At 70.2% G+C, this 16,301-nt stretch carries 11 protein-coding genes; 3 read left to right on the top strand and 8 right to left on the bottom strand.

Going from position 1 to position 16,301, the window contains the following annotated elements:
- Nucleotides 1–116 precede the first annotated feature (116 nt).
- From OG352_RS38815 to OG352_RS38785, 7 genes are all read right to left on the bottom strand, one after another.
- Nucleotides 117–1,223: an NAD(P)/FAD-dependent oxidoreductase gene (locus tag OG352_RS38815; RefSeq protein ID WP_329223427.1), complete on the bottom strand. Its 1,107-nt coding sequence runs from the start codon at nt 1,221–1,223 to the stop codon at nt 117–119.
- 138 nt (nt 1,224–1,361) lie between these two features.
- Entirely contained in the window at nt 1,362–1,835 is a 474-nt protein-coding gene (locus OG352_RS38810) for a carboxymuconolactone decarboxylase family protein (protein ID WP_329223426.1), read from the bottom strand.
- 104 nt (nt 1,836–1,939) lie between these two features.
- A complete protein-coding gene (locus tag OG352_RS38805; RefSeq protein ID WP_329223425.1) occupies nt 1,940–4,099 on the bottom strand; it encodes a beta-L-arabinofuranosidase domain-containing protein in 2,160 nt (719 codons plus the stop codon).
- Nucleotides 4,100–4,126: 27 nt separating this feature from the next.
- The gene (locus tag OG352_RS38800; RefSeq protein WP_329223424.1) at nt 4,127–6,175 is read right to left on the bottom strand and encodes a glycoside hydrolase family 127 protein; all 2,049 of its coding nucleotides are present in this window, start codon (nt 6,173–6,175) and stop codon (nt 4,127–4,129) included.
- Between the two features lie 85 nt (nt 6,176–6,260).
- Nucleotides 6,261–7,082 (bottom strand): carbohydrate ABC transporter permease, encoded by an 822-nt coding sequence (locus tag OG352_RS38795; protein ID WP_329223423.1) that lies wholly within the window; start codon nt 7,080–7,082, stop codon nt 6,261–6,263.
- A 41-nt stretch (nt 7,083–7,123) separates the two neighbouring features.
- Nucleotides 7,124–8,104, bottom strand: a complete 981-nt coding sequence (locus OG352_RS38790) for a carbohydrate ABC transporter permease (protein ID WP_329223422.1) — start codon at nt 8,102–8,104, stop codon at nt 7,124–7,126.
- 123 nt (nt 8,105–8,227) lie between these two features.
- Nucleotides 8,228–9,544, bottom strand: coding sequence for an ABC transporter substrate-binding protein (locus tag OG352_RS38785; RefSeq protein WP_329223421.1), 1,317 nt, complete (start codon nt 9,542–9,544; stop codon nt 8,228–8,230).
- A gap of 234 nt (nt 9,545–9,778) precedes the next feature.
- Here OG352_RS38785 and OG352_RS38780 point away from each other — a divergent pair, with 234 nt between their 5' ends.
- The 3 genes from OG352_RS38780 (at nt 9,779) to OG352_RS38770 (ending at nt 15,769) form a co-directional block, all read left to right on the top strand.
- Nucleotides 9,779–10,807 (top strand): LacI family DNA-binding transcriptional regulator, encoded by a 1,029-nt coding sequence (locus OG352_RS38780; protein ID WP_329223420.1) that lies wholly within the window; start codon nt 9,779–9,781, stop codon nt 10,805–10,807.
- A 208-nt stretch (nt 10,808–11,015) separates the two neighbouring features.
- Nucleotides 11,016–14,276, top strand: coding sequence for a discoidin domain-containing protein (locus tag OG352_RS38775; RefSeq protein ID WP_329223418.1), 3,261 nt, complete (start codon nt 11,016–11,018; stop codon nt 14,274–14,276).
- Nucleotides 14,273–15,769, top strand: coding sequence for a family 43 glycosylhydrolase (locus OG352_RS38770; protein ID WP_329223416.1), 1,497 nt, complete (start codon nt 14,273–14,275; stop codon nt 15,767–15,769). Before OG352_RS38775 ends, OG352_RS38770 begins: the two co-directional genes overlap by 4 nt.
- A 24-nt stretch (nt 15,770–15,793) precedes the next feature.
- Here the strand turns inward: OG352_RS38770 and OG352_RS38765 are convergent, their stop codons facing one another.
- Nucleotides 15,794–16,273: a MarR family winged helix-turn-helix transcriptional regulator gene (locus OG352_RS38765; RefSeq protein WP_329223414.1), complete on the bottom strand. Its 480-nt coding sequence runs from the start codon at nt 16,271–16,273 to the stop codon at nt 15,794–15,796.
- Nucleotides 16,274–16,301 lie beyond the last annotated feature (28 nt).

The following is a 16,301-nucleotide window of genomic DNA, read 5'->3' as shown; positions in this document are numbered from 1 at the left end:
GCACCAACCTAGGCCAACTTTCTTTCGGTGCAGGGGAGTTGAGAGCGCTCGCGACAGCCCTGCGCGCCGTTTCGGCCACCTCGGCAGCGCGGCGCACGGGCCGGGTCGCGCCTGGATCAGGTTGCGGTGTAACCGAGTTGGCGTCTCATGTACGGCGTCATCAGGGTCTTCGCCTTGGCCAAGGCCGTGGTGCGGCCGCCGAGCACGGCGCTCTCGCCGCCCGGCACGGGCAGCACGGTCAGTCCGTCGGCCGAGCCGAAGGGCACGATGACCGGGGTGCGCTGGGTCGGCCGGTAGAGGAGGGGCTCCTTGCGATGCCTGCCGGGATTCTGCAGCCGGAGGCGGATGTTGTGGGCGGCGAGGTCGGCCTGGGCGAGTGCGGTGGGGGTGATCTTGAGTTCGGTGGCGTCGTTCACGTCGCCGACCGCGAACACGTCCGGCCGCCCGCCGACCCTGAGCCGCCGGTCGACCCTGACGTGCCCGGCGGCGTTCAGCCAGTCGCCGTGTCCGGCCAGGCGCAGCCAGAGCGTGTTGGGCGTGGTGCCCGTCGCCCAGAAGGACAGGTCCGCCTCGATGACGTTGCCGCGTGCGTCGCGGTAGGTGTCGAAGTCGTTACCGGGTGTCATGAACGTGTCAAGTCGGACGTCGACGTCGTGGGCCTCCAGCCAGGCCAGCGCCTTGCGCCCGGCCCGCTCGCTGCCGGTGGAGTGCAGCAGCGCCTTCCCCGCGTGGGCGAGGGTGACGCGGGCGTCCGGCCGGGCGAGGCGTATCTCCGCGCTGAGCTCGACGCCGGAGGGACCGCCGCCGACGACGAGGACGTGCTCGGCGGCGGCGACCCGGCTCTGGTGACCGGCTAACGACTTGATCGTCTCTTCGGTGGTGGTGCCGGCGAAGCGTGCCGGTTCGGGGTAGTCGGCGCCGGTGGCGATCACCACCACGTCGTAGGGGAGTCGCTCCCCCGTCGCGAGGACGACCTGCCGTGCGGTGGTGTCGATGCGGACCGCCTTGCCCACGACCACCCGGCCGTCGCGCAGCAGTCGGTCGTACGGGATGAAGGGGGTGACCGACCAGTCCGGGCGCACGCCGGCGCGGAGGGAGGCTACGCGGTGGAAGAAGACCTCCTTGCGGTCCACCAGCGTGACCCGCGCCGCCTCGTCCAGTCGTTTGGCCAGCCGGACGCCCGCATAGCCTCCGCCGATCACCACTACGTCGCCGTCGCGCACGCGCGTCTCCTGTACATGTGGGGGATGCCGAGCGGCGCGGCGTGTGGGCTTCCTCGACCACTCGAACTGGCGACGAGCCTAGCGCTTGAATCCTAAAGTTCGCACGGGTTCGCGTACACGTCGCGTGAAGTCGAGGCCTCAGGCGAACTGGCCGGGCCGGTAGTCGCCGGCGGGCTGCCGGACGATGACGTTCAGGCGGTTGTAGGCGTTGATGATCGCGATGAGTGCCACGAGGGCGGTGAGCTGCTCGTCGTCGTAGTGCTTGGCGGCGTTCGCCCAGACCTCGTCGGGGACGCCGCCGGCCGCGTCGGCGATGCGGGTGCCCTGTTCCGTCAGCTCCAGGGCGGCCCGCTCGGCGTCGGTGAACACGGTGGCCTCGCGCCAGGCCGCGACCAGGTTGAGGCGCACCGAGGTCTCCCCCGCGTGTGCGGCGTCCTTGGTGTGCATGTCGGTGCAGAAGCCGCAGCCGTTGATCTGGCTCGCCCGCAGCAGCACCAGATCCCGGGTCGCGGGCGGCAGCGCCGAGTCCGCGACGGCCTTGCCCGCCGAGCCGAAGTACTTCACGAGGGTGACGCCGAGGGGGCTGCCGTAGAGGTTGAGACGCGCGTCCATGGTGATCTCCTTGCCGTGTCGACGCTTACACAGCACTGACGGAAGGCGTCGGCGGGATGTGACGGGCCGGCGAGCCGGGCGGGTGTGACGTGCGTCTCCCGGGATCAGCGCCGCAGGTTCGCGCCGACCGCCGCCGCGACCACGCGGTCCCGTTCGGCCTGCGTGAACAGGCCCCCGGAGAGCCAGGTGTCGGCGAGGACGCGCACCGCCGCCACGAAGCGGGCCGAGGTCGTGAACGGCGCCTGCTCCCAGAGGACGTCGAGGAAGGTCAGGCCGTCGCCGCGGGCACGGTTCGGTACGCCCGAGTCGGTCGTACCGAACACGACGACCGGCTCCGCGCGCCTGAAGTAGGCGTGGTAGCGGGTGTCGTCCGCGAGGTGGAACGGGGCCAGGGTCAGGCCGTGCGTGGTGAAGTGCAGGGGGCGGCCTTCGGGGCGGACCGCGTCGGCCAGGTCGCCGCGCAGCGTGAAGTCCTTGTAGAAGGAGAACTGCCGGAAGCCGGTCGCCTGGCTCCGCGCCACCAGCAGCACCGGCCCGTAGAACAGGGACTGGACGGCCGTGTCGTCCAGGGCCCGTTCGATGCGCAGGCGGTAGGGGGCGGAGACCGTGACCCGGTCGCCGCGCTGCCAGGTTCTGCTGAGGGTGAGGTAGCTGCCGGGCACCGCCTGGACCGTCTGCCGGACCCCGTTGACGGTGACGGTGAACCCCGCCGTGGCCCAGGACGGAACCCGCAGCTTCAGGTCGAGCGCGCCGCCGCCCTCCCGGAACGTCAGGGTGCGGACGCCCTCGGCCGGGTAGGCGCTCGTCTGCTCGACGACGAGCCCGCGCTCCGGCCACCGCAGGGTGGAGGCGAGGTAGAGGTTGACGTACAGGGCGTCGCCGGCGGCGGAGCGGAAGTAGACCGAGTCCTGGTACTTGGTGTGGTTCTCCGTGCCCGTGCCGCCGCAGCAGGTGCCGGTGTTGTCGTACTCGCGCACCACCCCCGGACCCATGCCGACGAAGTAGGTGACCTCCGGGCTGTCCACGCTGGAGGCGTCCCGGCGGGAGGCCAGGATGTGGTTCGTCAGGCCCCGCTCGTAGTAGTCCATGTAGCCGGGGTCCGGCTCGTGGAAGAACAACTGCCGGCTCAGTTTGAGCATGTTGTACGTGGCGCAGGTCTCGGCGTTGTTGTCGCCCAGGGTGGCCGCGATGGCGCCCCGGGCCCGGAACATCTCGCCCTGGCCGGTGCCGCCCAGGCTGTACGTCCGGGGGCCGGCGACCATGCCCCAGAAGTTGCGGGCCGCCGCCGCGTACTCCTCCTCCCCCGTGTGGTCGAACAGCCGCACGTAGCCCGTGAATTGGGGGATGTGCTGGTTGGCGTGCCTGCCCTCCAGGATGTCCCGGTCGTCGGCGCAGGCGTCCAGCAGCGCGGTGTTGTCGAAACAGCGGGCGGCGGCGAGGTGCTCCGCGCGTCCGGTGAGCGCGTACAGGTCCGCCAGCACCTCGTTCATCCCGCCGTACTCACCGGCGATGTAGATCGACCACATGCGCTCCAACTGCGCCTTCGGCAACCGGCCGAGACGGCTGTGCACCCAGTCGCCCATCGTCGAGGCGATGGCGAGCGCCTGAGTGTTCCCGGCCAGGGTGTACGCGTCCAGGAGACCCCGCATGATCTTGTGGCAGGTGTAGTAGGGCGCCCAGATGGTGGGGTAGGTCGTGTAGCTCTCCAGCAGGATGAACTGCGTCTCCGGGTACGCCGCCAGGTAGCCGGGGTGGCTCGGTCTCGGCGAGCCGTGCGCGGCCAGCGCCTGCTGGCACTCGCCGAGCGCGGCCACCAGGTAGTCGAGCTTGGTCTTCAGCGCCGCCTCACGCGTGTCGGCGTACGCCTGGGAGACGAGGGTGAGGAAGTGACCGCCGTAGTGACCGCGCAGGTTGCCGTCGGAGGTCTCCCAGCCGCCCGGCGGCCGGGCACCACGCGTGTCGAGGCCGGCGTTGGCCCGGAACACGGCCAGGATCCGGTCGGCGGGATAGGCCCTGGCGTACTCCAGCATCAGGTCACGCTTACGACGGAAGACACCGTCGCCGAGGGTCACTTGGCCGAGTGAGAAGGGCTGCACCACCCACGTCGGCGGGACGGCCGCGGAAGCCGCCGCGGGCGCGAGGGGTGCCGAGGTGGCGACGGAGGCGGCACGGGCCTGTGCCGGGGCGGCGTGCAGGAACGGGACGGCGGCCCCGGTCCCGGCGGCCAGCCTCAACAGACGGCGGCGAGTGGGGGGTTGGGACATGCTCGGACTCCGATCATGGGGGGGCGGTCACGGTTGCGGTGATGGTGGCCTTTGCTCGGTGGGCGGTTGGGTCGTCGTCGGCAGCCATACGCGCATCGTCGAGGGGCCACGGTTCGCCCAGGAGTGGTACGGGACGAGGACGATGCCCGTGGGCTCGGCGGTGGCCTCGGGGGACTGGTCGAGCGGCTGGTACGGCCATGAGGCTGCGGGCGATTCGCCCTGTACGGCGGCGAGTTCGCCGGGGACCACGACGGTGCCGTCCGGCCCGTCCTGCGGCTCGACGGACGGATCCACTCGCACGACGTCGACGTCGACGTCGACGTCGGTGTCGGTGTCGGTGTCGGTGCCGGTGCCGGTGCCGGTGCCGGTGCCGGTGTCGGTGCCGGTGTCGGTGTGCGTTTTGGTGTCCTGTCCGTCCGGCAGGTCCACGGACTCGGCGCAGTACACGAGCGGGCCGCGCTGGACGGCGAGGGTGCCGCGTACGGCGTCGATGCGCGGGTCGGGCACGATCCAGCGCGGTGCCATGGGCAGTTCGAGGCGTATCTCGTCACCGGGGCGGAAGAGGCGGGTGATCGTGGCCGTGCCCGGGGCGACGGCGCGGCGTACGCCGTCCGGGTCGGCCAGCCGGGCCGTGGCGCCCTCGGTCCAGGCGGGGACGCGCAGCGACAGGGTCCACGGGTGGTCCGAGGGCGACTGGTCGACGCGCACGGTCACGCTTCCGTCCGACGGGTAGTCGGTCCGCACCCGCAGGGCGATGCCGGAGCTGGTGATCTCCGCGTCGGCGTACTGGTGCAGTTGGATGCCGTGGTCGTCCGCCGTCGCCAGGTACGCGGGAAGCAGGGCCAGGGTGCGGGCGACGTTGGTCGGGCAGCAGGACACCGCGAACCAGGGGGCGCGCAGGCTCGACTCGGCGCGCGGGCTGTCGGTGTCCACGGGCGGCACGGTGCCGCGGCGGCGCCGGTGCAGGGTGTTGGCGTAGAAGAAGGCCCGGCCGTCGTCGGACGGCGAGGTCGCGACGACGTTGAACAGGGTCCGCTCGGCGAGGTCGGCGAAGCGCGGCTCGCCGGTGGCGAGCAGCAGCCGCCAGCTCAGCATCACGGAGGCGACGCCGGCGCAGGTCTCCGAGTAGGCGCGGTCCGGCGGCAGGACGAAGTCGTCGCCGAAGGACTCGTCCCGGTGGTGCGAGCCCATGCCGCCGGTCAGATAGGTGCGGCGGGCGACCGTCGTCTCCCACTGCCGTACGACCGCGGCGAGCAGTTCGTCGTCGCCGGTCTCCACGGCCACGTCGACGGCGCCGGCCGCGAGGTAGAGGGCGCGGACGGCGTGGCCGCGCAGCACCGTGGCCTGTCGGACGGGCAGGTCGTCCTGGTAGTAGGCGCGGCCGAACTCGGGGTCGGCGAGGGTGCCGTGGCCGCGCCGGTCGACGAACAGCGCGGCCTGGTCGAGGTAGCGCTGCTCCCCCGTCGCCCTGGCCAGTTCGACCAGAGCCGTCTCGATCTCCGGGTGGCCGCAGACGCGTTCGATGCCGCCGGGGCCGAAGGCGGCGCACACGTGGTCGGCGGCCCGCCGGGCGATCTTCGCCAGCTCGCCCTCGCCCCGGGCACGGGTCTGGGCCACGCCCGCCTGGATCAAGTGCCCGTAGCAGTACAGCTCGTGGCCCCATTCGAGGTCGCTGTAGCGGGGCTGCTGGCCGGGGCGGCCGAAGGCGGTGTTGAGGTAGCCGTCGGGTTCCTGGGCGGGGGCGATGGTCTCGGTGAGTGCGGCGATCTGCGCGTCGAGGGCGGTGCCGGTGCGGTCGCCGGCCTCCCAGGCCATCGCTTCGAGCAGCTTGTAGACGTCGGAGTCGGCGAACTCGCGGCCCCGCCGGTCCCGGTGGATCCGGCCCTGCGCCGCGGCCCGGAAGTTGCCGATCCAGCCGACGCGTTCCATCCAGTCGCGGCAGTGGTCGAGTGTCGCGGTCGCGTTGACCTGTCGGCGCCGGGCCCAGAAGCCTCCGGTGATGCGGACCTCGTCGAGACCGAGCGGCCGCAGCCGTCCCCGGGTCGGCGCCACCGGCAGGACGGATGACCGCGTCATGTTCTCCCTCACCAGTTCATGCCTTCGGTTCGTCCTCTCGGTTTTCCGTCAGGTTGCTCTTGTCGAAGGTGATGACGTTGCTGCTTCAGCCCTTGAGCGCGCCCGCCATGAAGCCCCGCACGTAGTGCCGTTGCAGCAGCAGGAAGAGCAGGAGGCAGGGCACGGCGAGGACCACCACCCCGGCCTCGGTGGCGCCGTAGTCGACGGCGCCCATGCTCTGCTGCCGCAGGTTCGCGACGGCCAGCGGCAGAGGCGCCTTCTCGCTGTCGGAGATGAGGATCAGCGGCGCGATGAAGTCGTTCCAGGCGGCGAGGAACGCGAAGAGCCCCACGGTGATCAGCCCCGGCCGCACCGCCGGAAGGAGGATCCGGCGCAGCGCGCCCGCCGTCCCGCACCCGTCGACGAGCGCCGACTCCTCCAGTTCGCGCGGCACCGACTCGAAGGAGATCCGCATCATGAAGGTGGCGAACGGCAGTTGGAACATCGCCAGCACCAGGCTCAGCCCCAGCAGCGAGTTCTGCAGATGGAGCCGGCCGAGCAGCACGTAGAGCGGGATGAGGAGGGTGGCGTACGGGACCATGAGGATGGCCAGCGTCAGCAGGAACAGCAGGTTCTTGCCGGGGAAGTCGAAGCGGGCGAAGGCGTAGCCGCCGAGCAGGGAGACTCCGAGGGTCAGCGCGACGGTGAGCGCGGCGACGACGGTGCTGTTGCCGAGGTAGCGCCACAGGCCGGCGTCGTAGTCGAGCAGCGTGCGGTAGTTGCCCAGGCCGTAGCCGGACTCCTGCGCCGTGCCCGGTTGTGCGCTGACCGAGGCCCAGGCGTTCCACAGCAGGGGGAAGAGGAAGATGACGGCCAGTCCGCCGGCGACGACGTAGTAGGGCGTCCGGCCGAGGGCTCGGGTGAGCACCGGTGTCTCCTTTCGCGAGCGGGTCGTGTTTCGCGAGCGGGTCAGGACTCGTCGGCGCGGCGCAGACCGCGGAACTGCGCGGCGTTGAGCAGGAGCAACGCGGCCAGCACGACGATCGACAGGGCTGCCGCGGTGCCGAGGTTCAGCCGCTGGAACGCCTCGCGGTAGATCAACTGCACGACGGTGACGGTGCTGTTGTCCGGTCCGCCCTTGGTGAGGACGAAGAACTGGTCGAAGGCGAGCAGCGATCCGGTGACGCAGAGGAGGAGGGACAGGGCGAGGGACGGACGCAGCAGCGGGAGGGTGATGGAGCGGAAGATCTGGCCGCGGCTCGCGCCGTCCATCCGTGCCGCCTCGTACACCTCGTGCGGGATGCGCTGGAGGCCGACGAGCAGGATCAGCATGTAGAAACCGGCGAACTTCCACACGACGAGGAACACCGTCGACAGCAGCGCGGAGTTCGGTGTGCCGAGGAAGGACACCGGGTCGTCGACCAGGCCGAGTTTCTCCAGGGCGCTGCTGAGCGGGCCGGTGGTGGGGCTGTACAGGCCCCAGAAGAGGAGGGAGGCGGAGGCCAGGCCCAGGGCTCCGGGCAGGAAGTAGACCGTACGGAAGAAACCGGCGCCGGGGCGGGACTCCTGCACGAGCAGGGCCAGGAGGAGCGCGAGGCCCAGGAGGACGACCGTGACGATCACGGTGTAGAGGAGCGTGAAGCGGACGGCGGGCCAGAACAGGGGGCTGTCGGTGACGTCGGTGTAGTTCTCGGGGGCGTTGGCGCCCTTGTCGCCCGCGAGGAGCGGCCAGTCGCTGAGTGACATCTGCCCGACGAGGAGGAGGGGCAGCAGGAAGAAGACGGCGACGAACACGGCCGTGGGGGCGGCGTACCCGAGGCCCTGCACCGTGCGGGAGCGCCAGCGGGGCACGGACCCACGGGGGCGGCGGGCCTGGCGCACTGCCGGAGTCCGGGTCCGCGTCCGGGTCCGGTGCTCGGCGGTCGCGCGGTCGGGCGCCTTCACCTGCATGGCTCTCCTCTGCCGGGTGCGGTGGGAGGGGTCGTGCCGGGGTCGGTCCGGTTCAGCTCCGTGGCGTGACGCGTCGTGCCGTGCCGTGCCGTGCCGTGCCGCCGTCGCGTCGTGCCCTGTCGTTCAGTCGGCCAGTGAGGCGGTGACGGCCTTGTTGTCCTTGTCGACGGACGACCCGTCGCCGAAGACGGCGTCGCGCATCAGGGACAGCCAGGGGCCGTTGGGGTCGTTGAAGGTCTGGCCGAACTTCAGCGCGTACGGGGTACGGCCGTCCGCCACGAGCTGGTTGATCATGACCAGGCGCGGGTCGGCGGCGGAGTACTTGTTGGACGCGAGGTCGGTGCGCGCCACGACGTCCTTGTGGGCGGCGACCACGTTCACCTGGGCGTCGTCGCCCAGGGTCCAGGCGAGGAAGTTCCAGGCCTGGTCGGCCTTCTTGCTGGTCGCGGCGATGCCGATGGCGTCGCCGCCGACGAAGGTGGACTTGCCGCCGTCGGGTCCGGGGATGGGCGCGACGCCGAGGTCCAGGTTCTTGGGCATCAGGCCCAGGGTGGTCGACGGCATGGGCATGACGCCGACCTTGCCCTTCGGGAAGACGCCGGTCCAGGTCGTACCCGTCTCGTCGCGGGCGCCGGGGGCGACGATGTCGTCCTTCACCCATCCCCGGTAGGTGTCGTAGACCTTCTTCGCGGTGGCGGAGTCGAGCTCGGCCTCGGTTCCCTCCTGGTTGAGCACGTCCGCGCCCCCGGCCCAGATGGACGGCCACCAGGTGAAGACGCCGCAGCCGCCGCAGTTGCCGCCGAAGAAGGTGCCGTCGACACCGCCGCCCAGGGCGTCCACGGCCCGCGCCTGCCGGTCCCAGTCGGCCAGGGTGGCGGGCGGCTTCGCGGGGTCGAGTTTCGCCCGCCGGTAGAGCTCCTTGTTGTAGAAGAGCACCGACAGGTCGAGGGTGTGCGGGACGACGTACTTCTTGCCCTCGTACGTGCCGGCCTTGATGTGCGACTGGGCCAGCTTGTCGGCGAAGGGCAGGGCGTCGATGCGCTGGGTGAGGTCGGCGAAGAGCCCGCTGGTGGTGTAGTTCGGCACGAACACCACGTCGGAGGCGAACAGGTCGGGCAGGTCCTTGGACCCGGCGGCGGCGCCGACCTTGGCCTGGTAGTCGTCGGTCGGGACGACGGTCAGCTCGATCTTGTTCTTGTGGTGCGCGTTGTAGGCCTTGACCAGTGCCTCGCTCTGCGGCCGGGTCGCGGCGCGCGTCCACATCGTCAGCGTGCTGCCGTCGTCGGCGCCCTTGGCGTCCGCCGTCTTGCCACCGCCCCCGCCGTCCGAGCCGCCGTCCCCCGACCCGCAGGCCGTGACCAGGCTCGCGGCGGCTAGGAGCGCGACGACACCGGTGGCGAGCCGGCGGATGGGTCCACGTGGTCCGGTCGTGCTCCCCATGACGATTCCCCTGAGTGTGGGTTCTGCGACGGAAGAACGGAAGAACGAAAAGGAGCCGAAAAGGCTTTCTGAAAACTAGGGACTCGGCTGACTGCCCGTCAATCCCCTTGCAGGGAGCGGTTGTACGGGCTGCGGTACGGGCGTCGCCGAAACCTGTGAAAACGTCCTGGACCCGCCCGGGCCGAAACATCTCGCGTACGGTTTACGCACGCGACGCGCGACAGGAGAACATCCATGACACCGGCCGTCGGCCCCTCTCGTTCGCAGCCCACCACGCTCAGCGACGTCGCCCGGCTGGCCGGCGTGTCCATCGCGACCGCGTCCAAGGCCCTGAACGGCCGCAGCCAGGTGCGCGCCGAGACCCGGCAGCGGGTGATCGAGGCCGCCGAGCGGCTGGCCTTCCGGCCGAACCAGCTCGCCCGCGGGCTGCTCGTCGGGCGGTCTGGGACCGTCGGTCTGCTCACCAGTGACCTGGAGGGCCGGTTCAGCATCCCGATCCTCATGGGCGCCGAGGACGCCTTCGGGGCGGGCGAGGTCGCGGTGTTCCTGTGCGACGCCCGCGGCGACGCGATCCGCGAGCAGCACCATGTGCGCGCGCTGCTGGGCCGCCGGGTCGACGGTCTCATCGTGGTCGGCAGCCGGACCGACCCGCGCCCGTCGCTGGGCCGCGAGCTGCCCGTCCCCGTCGTCTACGCGTACGCCCCGTCGGACGATCCGGCGGATCTGTCCATCGTCCCCGACAGCGTCGACGCCGGCCGGATCGCGGTCGAGCACCTGCTGGCCTGCGGCCGTACCCGGATCGCGCACATCACCGGCGACCCCGGGTACGCCGCGGCGCACGACCGGGCCGAGGGCGCCCGCGCCGCGCTCGCCGAGGCCGGTCTCACCCCGGTCGGCGAACCGCGGTTCGGGGCCTGGTCGGAGGGCTGGGGGCGGGCGGCCACCGCGCTGCTGCTCGACCGGCACCCGGACGTCGACGCCGTGCTGTGCGGAAGCGACCAGATCGCCCGGGGCGTGATGGACGTCCTGCGCGAGCGCGGGCACCGGGTTCCGGAGGACGTGGCGGTCATGGGCTTCGACAACTGGCAGGTCCTGACCGCCTCCTCGCGCCCGCCGCTGACCAGCGTCGACATGAACCTCGAGCAGGTCGGCCGGGCGGCGGCTCACGCCCTGTTCACCGCGATCGGCGGGGCACGGCGCTCGGGGATCGAGACCGTGCGCTGCCGCGTGATCATCAGGGGATCGACGGCCCCGCTGTCCTGAGCCGCGCCGTCCCGAGCGTCGCGGTCGGCGAACTCCGGCCTCAGCGCTCTCTCTTGACACTTCATCAGGTCGCTCCTACGTTGCGAAAACCTTTTAGGTGAGTTTCCTCGAAGGTTCCTCGCACTTTCCTCGTAGCCACGCATGTCAGGCGCATGACACCCCCGCATGACACTGCCCGCTTGCCGTCAACCGGAGAGGGAGCACCCCCATGAAGCGCCTCCTCGTCGCCCTCGTGCTCATCCTCTGTTCCGTCTGTTCCGTGAACCCGGCCGCCGCCGCGCAGACGATCGGGTTCCCCAGCTTCGGCGGACCCGCGATCCCGGCCCCGCCCGTCGCCTACACACCGGGCGACATGATGCGGAGCATCTACGACTCCGAGAGTTCGGGAACCGACTTCTGGATGGACCGTCTGCTCGCCCGTTCCGGCGACGATCCCTCCGGGCCCTGGCTGATGAGCCGTGGGCGCGCGCTGTTCATGAAGGAGCACGACCCCTCCCGGCTCGGGTTCGCCGGCAAGGTCGCCTACTGGGAGAGCATCAGCGACAACAACGCCTACACCGTCGCGATCACCCCGGGCACCTTCACCGAGCAGGTCAACCAACGCTGGCAGGCGCCCAGTTACTGGAAGAGCGTGCATTCCAGCGGCTCGGTCGCGGTCACCCAGACCAAGTTCGTCACCGAGAACAACGTGGCCGTGACCAACCTGTCGATCAAGAACAACGGCAGCGCCTCCACCACGTTGCAGTTGCGGGCGACCTCGCCGTACGCCACCTCGGGCACCGGCAGCGAACTGACCGGGCAGGTGAACGTCTACAACAACCTCACCACCATCCGGCCGAGGTTCACCGGCGACGGATTCACGGTCTCGAGCGGCGGCCTCAACCGGTCCGTCACCGTCGCCGCCGGCGCCACGGTGACCGCCAAGGTGGTGATGGGCTTCGTCACCGACGAGATCCCCGAGTCGCTCACCGAGTACAACGCCTACGCGGGCTACTCGAACGCGACCGCCTTCGCGACGCACGTGAAGGCCTACAACCTGTGGTGGGCGCAGAACGTGCCCTACATCGACGTACCCGAAGGCGCGATCAAGAAGAACATCTACTACCGCTGGTGGCTGATGCGCTTCAACAACCTGGACGCCGACATCCCCGGGCAGACCTTCCAGTTCCCGACGTCGACCGAGGGCGTCCTCGGCTACAACAACGCGATCGCGCTCACCCAGCCGATGCACATCGACGACCTCAAATACCTGCGCAACCCGGCCTACGCGTACGGCGACTGGCTGAGCGTCGGCCAGGTCTCCAAGGGCGGGCGGTTCCTCGACAACCCCGGTGACCCGGAGAACTGGTCGAACAGCTACACCCAGTACATCGCCGAGGCGGCCTGGCGGAGCTACCAGATCCATGGCGGGCAGCCGGCGATCGCGGGCAACCTCGCCCACTACGCCGAAGGTGACGTCAAGGGTCAACTCGCCTACTACGACCACGACAACAACAAGCTCATCGAGTACGACTGGGGCGCGCTGACGGGCAACGACGCCGACGCGGTGTCCTTCCACTGGAAGCCCGGCAACATGGACCGCGCCGAGTCCGCCTACCAGTACAGCGGGGCGCTCGCCGCCGCCCAGGCGTACGAGGCGGTCGGCAACACGGCCAAGGCGACCGAGATGCGCACACTGGCGACGCAGATCAAGGACGCCATCGTCAACGTGCTGTGGAACCCCAGCCGGCAGTTGTTCGAGCACCGGCTGAAGTCGACCAACGAGTGGGTGCCCTGGAAGGAGATCAACAACTACTACCCGTTCTCGGTCGGGGCCGTCCCCAACACCGCGACGTACAAGCAGGCCCTGCGCCTGTTCGACGACCCGGCCCAGTACCCGGTCTTCCCCTTCTACACGGCCAACCAGGCCGACAAGAAGGCGGCGGCCGACGCCGGGAACCCCGGCTCCAACAACTTCTCCACCATCAACTCGACCGTTCAGTTCCGGCTCTACTCCTCGGTGTTGCGCAACTACCCCAACTCCTGGATGACCGCGAACGACTACAAGAAGCTCCTCTACTGGAACACCTGGGCGCAGTACGTCGGCGGCAACACCCAGTGGCCCGACGCCAACGAGTTCTGGGCCGACTGGAACGGCAGCAACATCGACTACCGGTCCTGGATCCACCACAACATCCTGGGCAGCAGCAACTGGACGGTCGTCGAGGACGTCGCCGGTCTGCGGCCCCGCAACGACGCGAAGGTCGAGCTCTCCCCGATCAACATCGGCTGGGACCACTTCACCGTCAACAACCTGCGCTACCGCAACGCCGACCTGACCATCGTCTGGGACGACCCGGCCGACGGCGTGGTGCGCTACCCGGGCGTCCCGGAGGGCTACTCGATCTACGTCAACGGCAGCCGGGCGGCGACCGTCAACTCGCTGGTGCCGTTCACCTGGGACCCGGCGACCGGGGACGTGACCACGAGCGGCACGGTCGGCTACCACACGGCCGTCCCCGGCCTCCAGGCTCCCAACCAGGTCGTGCAGAGCAGCCCCCGGATGGTCGACATGCTCGCCAAGGCCGGCGTCGACCTGACCGGCACCCCCACCAACCTGGCCGCCGGGGCGACGACTTCGGCGTCGTACACCGGATCCGGCAGCACGACCGCCGGCGCGGTCGACGGGTATCCCACGAACGAGCCGTTCTGGGGCGCGGGCGGGTCCCCCAACAGCCAGGACTGGTACGAGCTGAACTTCGGCGCCGCCCGCACGCTGAACGAGGTGCGTCTGTACTTCAAGGACAGCCGTCCGGCGAGCACCGCCTACCGGGCGCCGTCCGCCTACACCATCCAGTACTACGACGGCAGTTCCTGGGTGAACGTGCCGGGACAGTCCAAGAGCCCGGCGGCAGCGCGGGCCAACTACAACCTGGTGCAGTTCCCCGCGATCACCGCCCAGCGCGTACGGATCCTGGCCACCAACGCCTCCGGGGCCAAGACGGGCCTCACCGAGGTCAAGGCGTTCAACCGGGGCGGTGTCCAGCCGCCCGCGCCACCGGCCAACCTCGCCGCGTCGGCGACGCCGTCCGCGTCGTACACCTCCTCCTGGGAGAGCGTCGCCGCGGTCAACGACGGGATCGACCCGCCGTCGTCCAACGACACGGTCAACCCGCGCTGGGGCACCTGGCCGGAGACCGGCCAGCAGTGGGCCGAGCTGACCTGGCCTACGGCGCAGACCCTCAACAAGGCCGAGGTGTACTTCTTCGACGACGACGACGGCATCGACATGCCGGCCTCCTGGAAACTCCAGTACTGGAACGGCAGCGCCTACGTCGACGTGCCCGGCGCGAGCGGCTATCCCCTGGTCAAGAACCAGTACAACGCCGTCACCTTCACCGCCACGAGCACCACCCGGCTACGGGTGCTGCTCACCGGCAACGGCACCAACTCCGTCGGCCTCCTCGAAGCAAAGGTGTACGGACCGTGACCCGTTCCCGATGCCTGTCCGCGCTCATCGCCCTGTTCACCGTGGCGGTCGCCTTCCTCGTGGCGCCGCCCGCGTCCGCCGCCGTCGCGTTCACCTCGACCGGAGTCAACCAGAACGGCGGCAACTGCCTCGACCTGCCCGGGAGTTCGTCGACCGAGGGGACCCAACTGCGCGCCTTCGCCTGCTCGTCGGGCGCGAACCAGAACTTCGGCTACACCCTGCTCTCCGGCACGAGTGACACGTACACGATCACCACCCAGTCCGGTCAGTGCGTGGACGTCTACGGCGCGTCCACGGCGGACAACGCGGCGATCATCCAGTGGCCCTGCCACGGCGAGACGAACCAGCAGTGGCGGCTGGTCGCCGTGTCGGCCGGCGGCACCGACAGGACGTTCAACCTGGTCTCCGTGAGCTCGGGCAAGTGCGTCGCGCCGAGCGGCGGTTCATCGGCGTCGAACACGAACCTGGTGCAACTGCCGTGTGCCGCCGCGAACGGCAGGGTGTGGCGGTTGCCCGCCTTCACCGGCGGTGGCGGCACGAGCCCGCGCACGTTCACCAACCCGCTGTCCCAGCACGGGCCGGACCCCTGGCTGACGTACTACGACGGGTACTACTACCTGGCCACGACCACCTGGAACTCGACGGTCACCATGCGCAAGGCGAGCACCCTCGCGGGGCTCGCCACGGCCACCGACCAGGTGATCTTCAACCTCACCCGGCCCAACGGCGCGGGCACGATGTGGGCGCCGGAGTTCCATCTGCTCGACGGGCCGGGCGGCAAGCGCTGGTACTTCTACTACACGGCCGGCCGGGAGCCGTACGACCTGGGCACCCAGCGGATCCACGTGCTGGAGAGCGCCGGGCTCGACCCCATGGGGCCCTACAGCTTCAAGGCCGACCTGCTCGACCCGACGCAGGACAACACATGGGAGCTGGACCCGGGCATCCTGCAGCTCAACGGCCAGTTGTATCTGCTCGGCACGTTCTACAACGGCTCGCAGCCCATGTTCATCCGGCCGCTGTCGAACCCGTGGACGGCGAGCGGCACCCGCCGGGTGCTGTCCACGCCGACCTACAACTGGGAGACGGTGGGCGGCGCGGTGAACGAGGGCGCCGAGGTGCTCCAGCGGGGCGGCAAGACGTTCATCGTGTACTCGGCGAGCCACTGCTCCACGCCCGACTACAAGTTGGGGATGCTGACGTACAACGGGGGCGACCCGCTCAACTCCTCGTCATGGGTCAAGTCGGCGAACCCGGTGTTCCAGCGGTCCAACGCCAACGGCGTGTACGGCCCCGGGCACAACGGGTTCTTCAAGTCGCCCGACGGGACCGAGGACTGGATCGTCTACCACGCCAACAACTCCGCGGGCGGCGGCTGCGACATGAACCGCACGACCAGGGCGCAGAAGTTCACCTGGAACGCCGACGGCACACCGAACTTCGGCACCCCGGTGGCCCTCGGCGTCACCCTGACCGCGCCGTCGGGGGAATGACCGTCGATCCGTCGATCCGGATCGTCAGCCGTGGTGGCGTTCCGTCAGGGAGGCGAGGCCGTCCTCCAGTCCCTGGCGGAACGCGGACCGCCGTTTCTCCGGCATGTCGAGCAGTAACCGGTCCTCCAGCTTCTGCACCGCCGGCTCGCAGGCCGCCAGCAGTTCCTGGCCCTCCCGGGTCAACCGGGCCTTCATGATCCGCCGGTTGCCCGGGGCGTGGGCGCGCTCGATCAGCCCACGCTCCTCCAGCGAGCGCACGATCTCGTGCATCGACTGGGGTCTGACGAAGGAGCGGCGGGCCAACTGCGCGGAGGAGAGCCCGCCCCGGTGCCGCAGCACGGTCAGAGCCGTGTACTGGACGGTCGTGAGCCCGTACGGCCGCAGTGCCTCGTCCATGAAGGAGCGGATGGCCAGTTCGAGTTGCTTGACGAGATAGATCGTCAGCGGGCCCTTGTGCCCCTCGGGGCCCGTGCCCGGATCCCGGTCGGCTGCCTCCGCCGTCATCGTGCGCACCTCTTGCTCGGTCGTCGGG

Source organism: Streptomyces sp. NBC_01485, assembly GCF_036227125.1.
Lineage (GTDB): Bacteria > Actinomycetota > Actinomycetes > Streptomycetales > Streptomycetaceae > Streptomyces.
Note: the sequence above shows the minus strand (reverse complement) of the source record. Positions and strands in the feature narration are given on the sequence as shown.

Bases quoted from the DNA above. Each gene is read 5' to 3' on its own strand.
- OG352_RS38810 (WP_329223426.1), bottom strand. From the start codon at position 1,835: ATGGACGCGCGTCTCAACCTCTACGGCAGCCCCCTCGGCGTCACCCTC.
- OG352_RS38805 (WP_329223425.1), bottom strand. From the start codon at position 4,099: ATGTCCCAACCCCCCACTCGCCGCCGTCTGTTGAGGCTGGCCGCCGGG.
- OG352_RS38800 (WP_329223424.1), bottom strand. From the start codon at position 6,175: ATGACGCGGTCATCCGTCCTGCCGGTGGCGCCGACCCGGGGACGGCTG.
- OG352_RS38790 (WP_329223422.1), bottom strand. From the start codon at position 8,104: ATGCAGGTGAAGGCGCCCGACCGCGCGACCGCCGAGCACCGGACCCGG.
- OG352_RS38785 (WP_329223421.1), bottom strand. From the start codon at position 9,544: ATGGGGAGCACGACCGGACCACGTGGACCCATCCGCCGGCTCGCCACC.
- OG352_RS38780 (WP_329223420.1), top strand. From the start codon at position 9,779: ATGACACCGGCCGTCGGCCCCTCTCGTTCGCAGCCCACCACGCTCAGC.
- OG352_RS38775 (WP_329223418.1), top strand. From the start codon at position 11,016: ATGAAGCGCCTCCTCGTCGCCCTCGTGCTCATCCTCTGTTCCGTCTGT.
- OG352_RS38765 (WP_329223414.1), bottom strand. From the start codon at position 16,273: ATGACGGCGGAGGCAGCCGACCGGGATCCGGGCACGGGCCCCGAGGGG.